Source organism: Rhodococcus sp. NPDC059234 (genome assembly GCF_042754225.1).
Lineage (GTDB): Bacteria > Actinomycetota > Actinomycetes > Mycobacteriales > Mycobacteriaceae > Rhodococcus_G.
Genome location: NZ_JBHZAH010000015.1, coordinates 19,368 through 33,754, shown reverse-complemented (window position 1 = coordinate 33,754; position 14,387 = coordinate 19,368). Strand labels below are relative to the sequence as shown.

Here is a 14,387-nt window from a genome sequence, read left to right as displayed (position 1 = left end):
TGCGACACGCCAGCCGTCAATCGGGCAGCTTGCGCCCGGCCAGATCCTCGAGCCGGGCGATGCGATCGGCCATCGGCGGATGGGTGGAGAACATCCGGCTCATCTTGTCGCCGGCGCGGAACGGGTTGGCGATCATCATGTGCGACTGCGCGGCGATCTTCGGCTCCGGAGGCAGCGGCGCCGCCTGCACACCCCGCTCGAGCTTGCGCAGCGCCGACGCCAGCGCCAGCGGGTCGCCGCTCAGCTCGGCCCCCGACTGATCAGCCTGGTACTCCCTCGATCGCGAGACCGCCATCTTCACCACGGTCGCCGCGATCGGCCCGAGCAGCGAGACCAGCAGCAGCGCGAACGGATTCGGGCGGTCGTCACCGCGGCCGCCGAACATGCCGGCGAACATCGCCATGTTGGCCAGCCCGGAGATCACCGCGGCCATCGCACCCGCGACCGAGGAGATCAGGATGTCGCGGTTGTAGACGTGCGAGAGTTCGTGCCCCAGCACCGCGCGCAGTTCGCGCTCGTCGAGGATCTGCAGGATCCCGCTGGTGCAGCACACCGCGGCGTTGCGTGGGTTGCGGCCGGTGGCGAACGCGTTGGGCGCCGCGGTCGGGCTGATGTAGAGCCGCGGCATCGGCTGGTGCGCGGTGGTCGCCAGTTCCCGGACGATCTTGTAGATCACCGGAGCCTCGACCTCGGTGATCGGCTGGGCGTGCATCGCCTTGAGCGCCAGCTTGTCGCTGTTGAAGTACGCGTAGGCGTTCATACCGACCGCCAGCACGATCGAGAGCACCAGAATCGTCGGATTCCGGAACAGTGCCCCGATGAAGACGATCAGCGCCGACATTCCGACCAGCAAGCCGAAAGTCTTGAGCCCGTTCGAGTACCGATGCACGGTCGCCTCTTCTCTCGCAGTCAGTCAAGAGGTGAACGAAGAAAACCACGATCAGAGTTCCCACCCGCGGGGCGTCGCCACCACGCCGGGACCAACGCTACCGTCAGCCGACCCGGTCGATCGTGTATTCGACGAGGCGCGCCAGGGCCTCGTTCGCGGGCCCCTGCGGCAGCTGCGCGAGCTGGGCGCGGGCGGAGTCCGCGTACTCGGAGAGCTTCGCCTTCGCCGCGGCCATTCCGGGCGAGCGTTCGAGCAACGCCAGCGCCTCGGCCACCTCGTCGTCGTCGGTGACGGGTCCGGCCAGCAGCACCCGGAGCCGGTCCGCGTCCGGGCCCTCCTCGCGCAGCGCGTACAGCACCGGCAGGGTGTGCACGCCCTCGCGGAGATCGGTGCCTGGCGTCTTGCCCGACTGCGCCGCGACCGACGAGATGTCGATGATGTCGTCGGAGATCTGGAAGGCCGTCCCTACCGCGTCACCGAGGCGCTCGAGCCGCTCGACGTCCTCGGGCGAGGCGCCGGAGAAGGTGCCGCCGAACCGGCCGCAGGCGGCGATCAGCGAACCCGTCTTCTCCCAGACCACCTTCAGGTAGTGCTCGACCGGGTCCTGGTCCTTCTTGACGCCGATCGTCTCGCGCATCTGACCGGTGACCAGCTCGGCGAAGGTCTCGGCGATGATCTGCACCGCCTCCGGTCCCAGGGTCGAGACCAGTCGGGACGCGTGGGCGAACAGGTAGTCCCCGGCGAGGATCGCCACGCTGTTCCCCCACCGGGAGTTGGCGCTCGGGGCGCCGCGTCGCATGGACGCCTCGTCCATCACGTCGTCGTGGTAGAGCGTCGCGAGGTGGGTGAGCTCGACGACAGTCGCGGCGGTGGTCACCGCCGCGGCCGTCGGATCGGGACCCAGCTGCGCGGTGAGCACCGTGAACAGGGGGCGGAAGCGTTTGCCACCCGCCTTCGCCAGATGCAGCGCCGCCTCGGTCAGGAAGTCCTCCCCGTCGGACAGCTCACCGACCAGCAACGCCTCCACGTCGGCCAGCCCGGACCGCACCACGTCGGCCAGCGCCTGGTCGCCCAGATCCACACCGGCGACGACGGTGTTCGTCGCTTCGCTCGTGCTCACGATCTCAGTACCCATCCTTGTTCTCGGGATACCGGTACCCGCACCCGACATCCGCCACCCGGCAACCGCGTTTGGTGCCACGGTAGTGAACCTATCGGGTCGGCCGCTCCCCCGGGCTGCCCCGACCGCCGCGGGTCGGCCTGAGAAGATACTGCTGTGGTGCCTCCGCAGGTCGACGCAGACTCGTCGACGATCCCGTCCAGCGACCTCCCCGTCATGCCCGCAGCGACCGAGGTGCTGGTGATCGGCGCAGGTCCGGCGGGTTCCGCGGCCGCAGCCTGGGCCGCCCGCGCCGGCCGGGACGTGCTGCTCGCCGACGCCGCGACGTTCCCCCGGGACAAGACCTGCGGCGACGGGCTCACCCCCCGCGCGATCGCCGAACTCGGCCGCCTCGGCCTCGGCGACTGGCTCGCGGGCCGGGCCACCAACCGGGGACTTCGGCTCTCCGGCTTCGGCCAGGAACTGGAGCTGCCGTGGCCGGGCGGGTCGCTGCCCGCGACCGGGAGCGCGGTCCCGCGTACCGAACTCGACGACCGGATCCGGCAGCTCGCGGTCGCCGCCGGCGCGCGAATGGTGCAGGGCGCCAAGGCCGTCGACGTCGACCGCGCGGGCGCCCGGGTCCGCTCCGTGACGTTGCAGACCGCGCACGGACCGCGTGTGGTCGCCTGCGAGCGGCTGATCGTCGCCGACGGGGTGCGCTCGACCCTGGGCAAGCGACTGGGCAGGCAGTGGCACCGCGACACCGCCTACGGCGTGGCGGCCCGCGCGTACGTCGACTCCGGCCGCAGCGACGACGAGTGGATCACCTCACACCTCGAACTGCGGGACCGCGAGGGCACCCTGCAGTCGGGATACGGCTGGGTGTTCCCGCTGGGCACCGGCGAGGTCAACCTCGGCGTCGGCACCCTGGCCACCGCGAAGCGACCGGCCCCCGGCGCGTTGCGACCGCTCATCGAGCTGTACGCAGAGCAGCGGCGGACCGAGTGGGAGCTGGACGGGCCGGTCCGTGCGGTGGCGTCCGCGCTGCTGCCGATGGGCGGCGCGGTCTCGAACATCGCCGGACCGAACTGGGCCATCATCGGCGACGCCGCAGCCTGCGTGAACCCGCTCAACGGCGAGGGCATCGACTACGGCCTCGAAACCGGTCGGGTCGTCGCGGAGGTGCTGGGCGAGTCCGACCTCACCGAGCTGTGGCCGAGCGAGCTGCGTCGACGCTACGGGCACGCGTTCTCCATCGCCCGACGGCTCGCGGGCCTGCTCACCGTGCCGCGGATCCTGCCCGCGTCCGGACCGGTCGCGATGCGCTCGCGCGCGCTGATGACGGTCGCGGTGCGGGTGATGGGCAACCTCGTCACCGAGGCCGACCGAGACCTCACCGCCCGGGCCTGGCGGGCCTCCGGAGCGTCGTCGCTGCGGCTGGACGGCCGACCGCCGTTCAGCTGAACCCGCCGTCCCCGAGGTGGTCTCAGATCCTTCCGAGCGAGAAGGTGGGGAAACGTCCACCGGCGCGGTGCCCGCGGAACTCCACCCGGGCATGCGACCGGGTGCGGTCGGGCAGCGTCCCCTCGATCGAGGCGTAGACCCACGGTCCGTCGTCCAGTTCCACGATCGCGATCGTGGCCGGCTCGTCGTGGGTGTGCGGCATGCAGCCGGGCAGGGTCACCGGCGGCACGGCGTCGGGGTGCATACGGGTCCACGAGACGATCGATCCGGTGCCCGAGCACGGCACCCAGTCGAGCTCGTCGCACCCGCAGGACGTGCACGCCCAGGTGTCCGGGGCGAACATGGTCGCGCAGTCCTCGCAGCAGCGGATCATCAGGGTGTCGACCGTCGTGGGCCGCAGCATCGCCGTCATGCCGACACCGCGTCTCGCTCCGACTTCAGGGCTCTCACCATCGCATCACCGAAGCCCTCGGGATCACCGATCAGCCAGCAGTGGTTTCCCGCCACCGTGACCACCCGCGGATCGCCGAGCGCCGCCCGCATGGCCTCGAAGCTGACATGCGGAATGACGGTGTCCGCGGTCCCCCACAGGAGGGTCACCGGCAGGCCGCGATCCGCCAGCTCCGCGAGTTCGGCGCGCAGGTCGGCCTTGCGGGCGACGTGCCCGGCGCGCCAGACTGCCATCGGATCACGCAGCACGTTCGGCAGCGCATCGCCGGCGATCGCGCCGACCACCTGCTTGAACGGTCGCGCCGAGAACGCGGTCGCCTGCAGGTGCCAGGCCCACTCCCACAGCGGCCGCTCCCGGATCGGCCGCACCTCGCCGTCGGGCGACCAGTGCGCCCCACCGACCGAGTTCACGAGAACCAGGGAATCCACGTGGTCGGGCAGGTCGTGCGCGGCCCGCGCGGCGACACCGCCGCCGAAGGAGTGGCCGACCACCGTCACCGCGCCGCGAATGCCGACCGCGTCGATGAACCTGCCGACCCACCGCGCGTACCCGGCCAGGTCGCGCTCGCCCTCGGGGAGCTCCGCGGTACCGCCGAATCCGGGCATCGCGGGGGCGTACACGCGCACACCGCGGTGAGCCAGGCTGCGCAGCGCCGTCTGGTACGCGCCGGGCGCGAGCCCCCACCCGTGCAGGAACACCACCGGCCGGCCGTGCCCGCCGACACCGTAGGACACCTCGGACGAGCCGACGCGGACGTCCCTCCATCGAATGTCCTGCGCCGGGCGCAGGACATTGGGGCGGGACTGGCCGTACTCGAACTCGTGCATCGGAACCTCGACTTCGCGACAGACATCTGAGACTTGCATCACAGTGCCCGGTATCGCGCATTCGCACCACGGCCGAACTACCGGTGTAGGTACCTGTTTTTGACCGAACGGGTACCCGGGGTGACGCAAAGTCGCAGGTCAGTTCAGTCCCGGAGCCGACTGCGGTACCCCATCCGCGTCCACCCGAGCGGCCCGCTCGACGACCCACGCGGCGATCTGGGTGCGCGAGCTGAATCCGAGCTTCGCGAGCAGACGTTCCACATGCCCCTGCGCGGTACGCAACGAGATGACGAGTTCCGCGGCGATCTCCTTGTTCGTCATTCCGCGGGCAACCAGCGCGGCGACCTCCTGCTCGCGTCGCGTGAGGCCGTCCCCCGGATCGGAACGCGGGCCGGCGGCGCGTTCGTCGAGGGCGAAGGCGATCGACTCCTCCGCGCTCCACCCCGACCCCTCCGCGACCGCAGCCTCGAACGCCGTGTCCCCCAGCACCTGCCGAGTTCGCCGTTCGCACTCCCCGTGAAAGGTCTTCAGTTTCGGCGCGACCACCCCGGTGGTACTGCCGATGCCCCGCCACAACGACCTCGCCGCACCCAACAACATCGCCGCGCGGCGACCATGTCGCTCGGCTCCGGCGATCCAGGCCAACGCCTCGAGGCACATGGCGGCGGCCATCACGTCGCCGGTCGGCCGGGTCAGCCGCAGTCCCTGCTCGAGCAGTGCCTGCGATCGCCGGGAATCGCTCTCCCACAGGGACAGCCCCAGCGCACACACCGCGTACGCCCGGTAGACCGACTCACCCGTCGACTCACTGATCGCGAGAGCCTCTTCCTGGCATTCGACGGCCCGAGCGGTGTCGCCGAGCAGCCCGGACGCCACCGCGATCCCGAGCAGGGTCGAGATCTGCCGGATGTGATTCCCCTCGGACCGGAAGACCTCGAGCGCCCCTTCCAGCGAGGCCAATGCGCCGGTGAGGTCGCCGCTGAAAGCGGCCAGGTATCCGGCGGCGTGCATCACGAGCGCGCGCGTCATCGGGTCACCGAGCTGCTCGGCGAGGTCTGCTGCCTCCGTGATCAGCAGGGTTCCGGCGGCGATGTCGCCCTGATTGCTGGCCAGCAGGCTGTCTGCGCACAGCGCCTTGACCCGTGTGACGCTCGGTTCGCCGTCCTGCAGCGAGAGTGCGCGGTCGAGCCAGTACCGGCCCTCGCGGAGCAGTCCCTGCGACATCCAGAACGCGAACAGCGCGACGGCGATCCGGAGCCCGTGGTCGGCCTCGCCGGGCTCGGTCAGACTGAACTGCATTGCCTCCCGCAGATTCGACTGCTCCCGGTCGAGCCTGGCTGTGAGGCCGACCTGCTGCGGTCCGATCCACTCGGACCGCACGGCGAGCACGAGCTGCTGGTACCAGTCCCGGTGACGGCGCCGCAGGTCCTCGAAGTCACCGGCCTCGAGCAGCTTGTCCCGACCGTACTCACGAAGGGTCTCGAGCATCCGGTAGCGCACCACCGCCCCGACGTCCTCGCGGATCAGGATCGACTTGTCCACCAGCGACGCGAGGAGATCCAGGACCTCGTCCGCGGGCACGCCCTCGGCACACACACCCTCGACGGCGTCGATTTCGAACCCGCCGGCGAACACCGCGAGCCGTCCCCACAGTTCGCGTTCCGGCGCGGTGCACAGTTCGTGGCTCCAGTCCACGCACAGACGCAGGCTCTGCTGCCGGCTCGGCGATCCGCGATGCCCCCCGGTGAGCAGCCGGAAGCGATCGGTGAGGCGATCGAGGATCTGGTCCGGAGACAACACCCGAACCCGTGCCGCGGCGAGCTCGATGGACAGGGGCAGCCCGTCCAGTCGGCGGCAGATCTCGGCGACAGCGTGCCGGTTCTCGTCGGTGACCTCGAACCCGTGGACCATGGCCGTGGCTCGCTCGGCGAACAGTGCAACCGCGTCGTAGCTGGGCAGGCCGTGCAAGGTCGACGCCGGGTCGGGAGCCGGAAAGGCCAACGGCGGCACCCGCAGCAACGCCTCGCCGCCGATCTCCAGGGCCTCGCGGCTGGTGGCCAGGATCCGAATGCCCAGGCACCCGCGCAGCACGGTGTCGGCGAGTTCGGCGACGGCTCCCACGAGGTGCTCGCAGTTGTCGAACACGAGCAACAGGTTCCGGTCCCGGAGCCGCTCCACCAACATCTCGGTCGACGGCCTGCTCGAGTTGTCCCGCATTCCCACCGCGGCGGCCACGGTCACCGGCACCAGAGCTGGATCGTGCAGTTCGCCGAGTTCGATCAGCCAGACCCCGTCCGGGAAGCTCCGTGCCGTCTCCTCGGCCACCCGCAACGCCAATCGGGTCTTGCCGACACCGCCGATCCCCGTCAAGGTCACCAGCCGCGAGGCCGCGAGCAGCCGTTTCGCCTCCGTCACCTCCCGGCGACGACCGACGAAGGTGGTCAGTTCCAGAGGCAGATTCCCGAGCGCGCGTCCTCGGGTAGCAGGTGGCATCGACTGTCGCTTTCCGTGGGTGGTTCCCCTGCGCCCACGCTACCTTCGCGCGCGATACCCGGCTGAGGTCAGCTCGCCGAGGGCGAAGCACCGCCACACCGGCAGAACACCGGATACCGCTCGCCCGACACCGAGTGGTCGAAGCGCACCCGAACCTCCCGTTCGGTGCACACCGCGGTCTCGCCGTCGATCCAGGTACAGATCCACGGACCGTCGTCCAGTGCCACCACGGCGAGCAGGCACGGCATCGGCTCGTCCCCGGCGCCCGAGCGAGCGCAATCGACCACCGTCCACCGCTGGACCGCCCCGAGCCCGGTGGACGCCACGACGGACAGTGCCGAACTTCCGCAGGCGTCGCACGGCGCGGTACCCGGGGCGAGAAAGGCCTCGCAGCGGTCGCAACGCCGGATCATCAGCGCATCCCTCGTGACGTTCGGCCACGGCACCTCCGGCATCGGCCCGGGCCGACGGTCCAGCACGGCCGACGTCGAACCGGCCGGTCGTTCACTGCGTGACGTGGTGTGGAACATCTTCAGACCTCAACTCGCCCGGTGGATGAATGCGACCCCCACCACACTCCTCGCGAAGCGCAGGACCGACGAGGGCAGGATGACCCGGAGGCATACCTGCTTTTGCCGTCGGTCCTGCTCAGTCCTGGTCCCGTGCCTGCTCCACGACCCACGCGGCGATCTGGGTGCGTGAGGTGAACCCGAGCTTGGCGAGCACGTGCTCGACGTGCCCCTGGGCCGTGCGCTGCGAGATGACGAGCTTCGCCGCGATCGCCTTGTTGGTCAGGCCCTGGGCGACCAGCTCGGCGACCTGCTGTTCGCGCCGTGTGAGCCCGACGTCGGCGGCCTGCTGCGGCACGGCGGGTGTCTGCCGCTCGTCGAGGGCGTAGCCGACCGCGTCCTCGAAGCTCATGTTCCGGCCCTGCCTGAGCGCCACCTCGAACAGCCCGTCACCGAGCCCCGCGCGGGCGCTGCGCTCGCACTCCTCGTGGAAGACGAGGAGGTTGGGCACGAGCACCGGCGGGCTGCCGACCGTGTGGGACAGCGAGCCGGCGGCACCCATCAGCACCGCCGCGCGCCGATGCTGGCCGTCGCGGCCCGCGATCCAGGCGAGGATCTCGAGGCACGAGCTGGATCCGAGCGGGTCGTCGACCACCCGTGACAGTCGCAGTCCCTGCGCGAGCAACGCCTCCGATCGCACCGGATCCTCCGCCCACACCGTCAGGCCGAGGGCCAGCGCCGAGTACCCGCGGAACGCCGACTCGCCGTGCGGCTCGGTGATGGCCAGCACCCGCTCGTGATATCCCACCGCCCGTTCCTCGTCGCCGAGCAGTCCGCACGCGACGGCGAGGCCGAGCAGCGAGGTGGTCTGCCGGAGCAGGTCCCCCTCCGCCTCGAACCCCTCGATCGCCGGCTCGAACAACTCGACAGCCTCCGGCAGCCGGCCGCCGAACAAGGCCTGCGAACCCGCGGCCAGCGTCACCAACAGGTCCGACCGTGGATCGCCGAGCCGGTCCGCCACCGCTCGCGCCCGTGCCACCAGGGCGCCGGCCGCGTCGATGTCGCCCTGAGTGCCCGCCAGCACGCACGTGACGTAGAGGCCTTTCACCAGCTCCGGGGTCGGGTACTCCGGTGCCGCGGCCACCGTGCGGTCCAGCCAGAGCCTGCCCTCGACCAGCAGTCCCCGGCACAGCCAGTACGGGTACAGGGCCGTCGCGATGCGCAGGCCCGGCAGGCTTTCGCCGGGCACCGCGATGCAGCAGTGCATGGCCTCGCGCAGGTTGGGCTGCTCACGTTCGAGCCGGGTGAGCCACTGCACCTGTTTCGGGCTGATCCATTCGGCCTCCGCGCGCAGTACCAGCGCCTCGTACCAGTCCCGGTGCCTGCGGTGCACCGCCTCGTACTCGCCCGAGGACTCCAGCTTCTCGCGGCCGTATTCGCGCAGCGTCTCGAGCATCCGGTAGCGGACGACCGCCCCGGCCTCCTCGCGGATCAGGATCGACTTGTCGACCAGCGACGCGAGCACGTCCAGCAGGTCGACCGGTACCGGATCCCCGGTGCACACACCCTCGACCGCATCGAGTTCGAAGCTGCCGGCGAACGCCGCCAGCCGCCGCCACAGCACCTGTTCGTCCGGCGTGCACAACTCGTGACTCCAGTCGACACTCATCCGCAGCGACTGCTGGCGGGTGGGCGCTCCGCGGCTGCCCATGGTCAGCAGCCGGTACCGGTCGGTGAGCCGCTCGAGAATCTGCTCCGCGGACATCGCCCGCAACCGCACCGCCGCCAGCTCGATGGGCAGCGGCAGGCCGTCGAGCTGGCGGCAGATCTGGGCGATCGCGGCCCGGTTGTCGTCGGTCAGGGCGAATCCGGGCACCGCCGCGCCGGCCCGCTCGACGAACAGCGTCACCGCCTCGTAGCGGGGCAGGCCCTGCAGTGTCGGCGGCTTGTCGGGGTCCGGGACGGTCAGCGAGGGCACCCGCATGACGGCCTCGCCACCGATGGCGAGGGGTTCACGGCTGGTCGCCAGGATCCGCAGCTCCGGGCAGGCGCGCAGGAGGTTCTCCGCGAGGCTCGCGACGGCATCGATCAGGTGCTCGCAGTTGTCGAGGACCAGCAGCAGTCGCCGGGTGGCCAGGTAGTCGGTCAGCAGGGACAGCGCACCCTGCCCCGGCAGCTCGCGCAGGCCCAGCGCCGCCACGACGGTGTCGACGACGAGGGCGGCGTCCTGGAGCTCGCCGAGTTCGACCAGCCACACGCCGTCCTCGAACGCCCGGCGCGAATCCTCGGCAACCCGCAGCGACAGCCGGGTCTTGCCCACCCCGCCGATACCGGTGAGGGTCACCAGCCGCGACACCGACAGCAGCCGCTTCGCCTCGGTGACCTCGCGGCGCCTGCCCACGAAACTGGTCAGCTCCTGGGGCAGATTGCCCGGTGCACCACGGACGGCGGACTGCTTCATCAGACGTCACTCCTCCCGCGTGGAACCCTCAGCGGACAGTTCGGTAACCGGCCTTCGATGGTGCGGCCGAAACGCCAACCTATCGAGATCGGAGCCGACACTCCCGGGGTTTTCTAGCGGTGTGCTCTATGTAACGCCACGATCCCGCCGGTCAGGTTGCGCCACTGTACGTGCCGCCAGCCGGCGGCCTCGATCGTGGCGGCCAGCTGCTCCTGCGTCGGCCAGGCCCGGATGGACTCCGCAAGGTACACGTAGGCGTCGGGGTTGCTGCTCACCGCACGCGCGACCCACGGCAGCGCCTTCATCAGGTACTCCATGTAGACCTGCCGGAACGGCCCGAAGGTCGGAGTGGAGAATTCGCTGACCACCAGGCGCCCGCCCGGCTTGGTGACGCGGGCGATCTCGCGCAGTCCGGCCTCGAAGTCCGAGACGTTGCGGAGCCCGAACGAGATCGTCGCGGCGTCGAACACCGCGTCGGCGTACGGCAGTGCCATCGCGTCGCCGGCGACCATCGGCACCCGGCGGGCGGCTCCCGCGTGCAGCATTCCCTTGGAGAAGTCGGTGGCGACCACCCAGGCGCCGGACCGTCCGAGTTCCACCGTCGAGACGCCGGTGCCCGCCGCGAGGTCGAGAACCCGCTCGCCGGGCTTCAGGTCGAGTGCCGCGCGGGTCGCCTTGCGCCAGCTCCGGTCCTGACCGAACGAGAGAACGGTGTTGGTGAGGTCGTAGCGCTTGGCGACGCCGTCGAACATCGACGCGACCTCGTGCGGTTTCTTGTCGAGCGACGCCCGCGACCCGTGTGTTGTTGCCACGCCATTGACGGTACAGGCGCGACGACGGCCGCCTGCGGCCAGTTCACGGCGTCGACGGTGCCGTCCGTCACTCACGCGGTCCGCGGAAACCTCGCCGCCGCGGACCCGGTCACCTCGGCGTAGTGGCCGAGCAGCTCCTCGCACACGGCGGCCCAGCTCCGACCTCGGACCGAACGCCGGGCGGACTCGGCGAAGCGACTGCGCAGCAACGGCTCTCGCAACGCATCCACGGCACTGGGCAGCAGGTCGGCAAAGCGCTCGACCGCGAGGAGGTACCCGTTGCCGCAGTGCGCGATCAGATCGCGCGGGCCGCCCGCGTCCGGGCCGATCACCGGCACCCCGCTCGAGAGCGCCTCCTGCACGGCCTGGCAGAACGTCTCGTGCTCGCCGGGATGGACGAACACGTCGAGGCTCGCGTACGCACGAGCGAGGTCGTCGCCGCCGAGCTCACCGGTGAAGACCGCGGACGGCAACAGTGCCTGTAGCCGCGAACGCTCGGGGCCGCCCCCGACGATCACCAGCTGCAGACTCGGGTCGTCGGCGAGCACCGCCAGCCGCTCGACGTGCTTCTCGGGTGCCAGTCGGCCGACGAAGCCGACGATCAGTCGCTCGCCGGTGTCGTCCCATCGCGATCGCAGCTCGGCGCTGCGGCGGGAGGGCGCGAACCTGGTGGTGTCCACGCCGCGCGCCCAGCGGTGCACCCGCGGCACCCCGTGCGCGACGAGCGCGTCCACCGCGGAGGAGGACGGGGCGAGGGTCCGGGCCGCACCACGGTGCAGCCGCCGGGTCCACCGCCACGCGACCCGGCTGGTCAGCCCGAGGCCGTAGCTCTCGGCGAAACCGGCAACGTCGGTCTGGTACACCGCGACCGCGGGCACGTCCAGCCGGCGCGCGGCCGCCAGGCCGCCCGCACCCAGCACGAACGGCGACGCGAGGTGCACCACGTCGGGGGCGAACGCCCGCAGGGCAGCGGTCAGCCCGGGCTGCGGGATGCCGACCGGCAGCGAACTGACCCTGGGGATCATCATCGCGGGCACGCGGTGCACGGGGACGCCGTCGTGGTCGACGGCGGCGGGCGGCCGCCCGGCGACGGTGTCCGGGGCCACGATCATCGCCTGGTGCCCACGCCGGTCCAGGTGCTCGACGACCCGGAGCACCGAATGGGTGACTCCGTTCACGTTCGGCAGGAACGACTCCGCAACGACGGCTACGCGCACCACACCAGTGTCCGGCCCGGCGACCACCGGCACGGGGGCCGCAGGTGACGGGTCGGGAAAGTTCGTGCGAACCCTCGGGTCTACTCGACCTTCGTCCGGCGCCGCACCACCCACAACACCGGCAGCGCCACCAACCAGGTCACCACGATCACCGAGCCGGCCGGGACCAGGGCCACGCGGGCGTCGCGGCCGGCCACCCGCACCAGGTCCGGATCGGACCGGGCGTACTCGACGTCGATGCGCTGCCCGGCGATCAGTTTGGTCGGGTACAGCACGCCGAGACGCGGCGTGTGGGTTACCCCGTCCGGGGTGACGAAGCTGACCGCGGAGCGCCGTGCGCCCGCGGACAGCACCTCGGCGGTCGCGACGCCCTTGTCCGAGCTGATGGTGTGGTCGTTGCGCCAGGCGGCGAGCACCAGCAGCACCGCGAGCACGGAGATGCCGATCCCGACCACCAGCACCCCCCGGGTTGTCCGGCGCGCGGCGGTCGGCGTCACAGCTGGGCCCGCACGGCCGCGTGCAGTTCGCGCAGTCCGGATCGGTCGGTGGCGACCTCGAGCACCCGGATGCCGTCGGGGTTCGGCTGCGTGAGCGTGACCGCCAGCTGGTCGGGCGTCACCGCGCGGTGGACGACCCGGTACGCCGCACACAGCGCGGACAGGTCCATCCCGTGCGGGGTGCCGAAGATCCGCTCGAAGACGCCCGCGTACTGCGGGTCGCCCTGCTCGAGCAGTTCGAAGATGCCGCCGCCGTCGTCGTTGGCCACCACGATCGTCAGGTCGGCCGGTCGGGGCTCACCGCTGCCGATCAGCAGTCCGGACGCGTCGTGCAGGAAGGTCAGGTCGCCCATCAGCGCGACCGTCCGCGCGCCGGTGCGGGCCGCCACCAGCGCCGCGCCGACCGCGGTGGAGACGGTGCCGTCGATGCCCGCCACGCCGCGGTTGGACAGCACCCGCACGCCCTCGCGCGGGTAGCCGACCAGCGCCGCGTCCCGGACCGGGTTGGACGCGCCGAGCACCAACTGGTCGCCGGGCGCGAGGGCGTCCGTCACGACCGCAGCCACGTGCAGGCCGGTCGCCCGCGGATGCGCCGAGAGTTGTTGCCGCACGGCCTTGTCCGCGTGTTCGGTCAGGTGCCGGCAGCGGTCCAGCCAGGCCTGCTCCGGCGCCCCGGTGATCACCGCGCGGGTGCCGGTGGCGAGCACGTTGCCGGAGACGTCGGGCCAGCGCGGGCCGGTGGTCAAGGCGTACACCGACACCCTCGGGTCGGCGAGCAGTTTGGAGACCGGCCGGTGCAACGTCGGCCGCCCGGTGATGACGGCCTGGCGCGGATTGAGCTGCGAGAGCGCCAGCGGGTGCAGCGGCACCCCGTGCAACGGTGCGGTCGGTTCGGCGACGGTGGGCAGTCCCGCGAGTTCGGGGCGATGACCGCTGCCGTGCCCGGAGATCACCACCGTGTCCGGGGTGAGGTCGAGTTCGAGCGGGACGTCCAGGGTGGCGTGCTCGGTGGTGGTCCAGGCGGCGCCGCCCGGCCTGCCCTCGGGGACCGGCCCCTGCAGGTGCACGTCCGGGACCAGCGGCTCCCGCAGCGGGATGTCGAAGTGCACGGGCCCGGCGTTGCCCGACCGGGTACCGCGGGCCGCGGCGAGGACCCGGCACACCGCGGAGCGCCACTGACTGTTCTGGTCCACCCCGTCCTCGGCCAGGCCCAGGCTGATGGTCGCGCGGACCTGGCTGCCGAACAGTCCGAGTTGCTCGACGGTCTGGTTGGCACCGGTGCCGAGCATCTCGTAGGGCCGATTGGCGCTGAGCACCACCAGCGGCACCCGGGCGTAGTTGGCCTCGAGCACCGCCGGGCCGAGGTTCGCGACCGCGGTGCCCGAGGTCATCACGATCGGCACCGGGCGGCCGTCGGCGATCGCCAGGCCCAGTGCCAGGAAGCCCGCGGTCCGCTCGTCGATCCGCATGTGCAGTCTCAGTTGCCCGGCGGTGTCGGCGCGCTGCAGCGCGAAGGCCAGCGGCGCGTTGCGGGAACCCGGGCACAGCACCACGTCCCGGACCCCGCCGCGGATCAGCTCGTCGACGACTGCGGTGGCCTGGGCGGTGGACGGATTCACGGGTTCCAGGGTGTCAGACGGCGCGCGCCGCGACATCGTCGGCACCGGG

12 protein-coding genes are annotated in these 14,387 nt (G+C 71.4%); 1 reads left to right on the top strand and 11 read right to left on the bottom strand.

Translation table 11 applies throughout. The features are described from left to right. Window positions 1–16: 16 nt before the first annotated feature. The gene (htpX, locus tag ACFXGJ_RS05400; protein WP_378617244.1) at window positions 17–889 is read right to left on the bottom strand and encodes a zinc metalloprotease HtpX; all 873 of its coding nucleotides are present in this window, start codon (window positions 887–889) and stop codon (window positions 17–19) included. A 103-nt stretch (window positions 890–992) separates the two neighbouring features. Further along, window positions 993–2,024, bottom strand: coding sequence for a polyprenyl synthetase family protein (locus tag ACFXGJ_RS05395; protein ID WP_378617241.1), 1,032 nt, complete (start codon window positions 2,022–2,024; stop codon window positions 993–995). 201 nt (window positions 2,025–2,225) lie between these two features. Here ACFXGJ_RS05395 and ACFXGJ_RS05390 point away from each other — a divergent pair, with 201 nt between their 5' ends. Further along, window positions 2,226–3,452, top strand: coding sequence for a geranylgeranyl reductase family protein (locus ACFXGJ_RS05390; RefSeq protein ID WP_378617294.1), 1,227 nt, complete (start codon window positions 2,226–2,228; stop codon window positions 3,450–3,452). 22 nt (window positions 3,453–3,474) lie between these two features. On the opposite strand, the gene ACFXGJ_RS05385 is transcribed toward ACFXGJ_RS05390, so the two are convergent. From ACFXGJ_RS05385 to menD, 9 genes are all read right to left on the bottom strand, one after another. Then, the gene (locus ACFXGJ_RS05385; RefSeq protein ID WP_378617239.1) at window positions 3,475–3,864 is read right to left on the bottom strand and encodes a Zn-ribbon domain-containing OB-fold protein; all 390 of its coding nucleotides are present in this window, start codon (window positions 3,862–3,864) and stop codon (window positions 3,475–3,477) included. Then, the gene (locus tag ACFXGJ_RS05380) at window positions 3,861–4,730 is read right to left on the bottom strand and encodes an alpha/beta fold hydrolase (protein ID WP_378617237.1); all 870 of its coding nucleotides are present in this window, start codon (window positions 4,728–4,730) and stop codon (window positions 3,861–3,863) included. Before ACFXGJ_RS05380 ends, ACFXGJ_RS05385 begins: the two co-directional genes overlap by 4 nt. Window positions 4,731–4,868: 138 nt before the next feature. Next, window positions 4,869–7,223 carry an ATP-binding protein gene (locus ACFXGJ_RS05375; protein WP_378617235.1) on the bottom strand — a complete coding sequence of 785 codons (2,355 nt, stop codon included), beginning with the start codon at window positions 7,221–7,223 and terminating at the stop codon, window positions 4,869–4,871. Window positions 7,224–7,291: 68 nt separating this feature from the next. Continuing rightward, on the bottom strand, window positions 7,292–7,753 hold the full coding sequence (locus ACFXGJ_RS05370; protein WP_378617233.1) for a Zn-ribbon domain-containing OB-fold protein: 462 nt from the start codon (window positions 7,751–7,753) through the stop codon (window positions 7,292–7,294). Between the two features lie 118 nt (window positions 7,754–7,871). After that, window positions 7,872–10,193, bottom strand: a complete 2,322-nt coding sequence (locus tag ACFXGJ_RS05365; RefSeq protein WP_378617231.1) for an ATP-binding protein — start codon at window positions 10,191–10,193, stop codon at window positions 7,872–7,874. Between the two features lie 113 nt (window positions 10,194–10,306). Next, the gene (locus ACFXGJ_RS05360; protein WP_378617229.1) at window positions 10,307–11,005 is read right to left on the bottom strand and encodes a demethylmenaquinone methyltransferase; all 699 of its coding nucleotides are present in this window, start codon (window positions 11,003–11,005) and stop codon (window positions 10,307–10,309) included. A gap of 71 nt (window positions 11,006–11,076) precedes the next feature. Further along, entirely contained in the window at window positions 11,077–12,222 is a 1,146-nt protein-coding gene (locus ACFXGJ_RS05355; protein WP_378617227.1) for a glycosyltransferase family 4 protein, read from the bottom strand. Window positions 12,223–12,302: 80 nt separating this feature from the next. Then, entirely contained in the window at window positions 12,303–12,719 is a 417-nt protein-coding gene (locus ACFXGJ_RS05350) for a DUF3592 domain-containing protein (RefSeq protein ID WP_378617225.1), read from the bottom strand. Next, complete coding sequence (menD, locus tag ACFXGJ_RS05345; RefSeq protein WP_378617223.1) at window positions 12,716–14,338, bottom strand: 2-succinyl-5-enolpyruvyl-6-hydroxy-3-cyclohexene-1-carboxylic-acid synthase; 1,623 nt, start codon at window positions 14,336–14,338, stop codon at window positions 12,716–12,718. The genes ACFXGJ_RS05350 and menD overlap by 4 nt, the downstream gene beginning before the upstream one ends. Window positions 14,339–14,387: the final 49 nt, after the last annotated feature.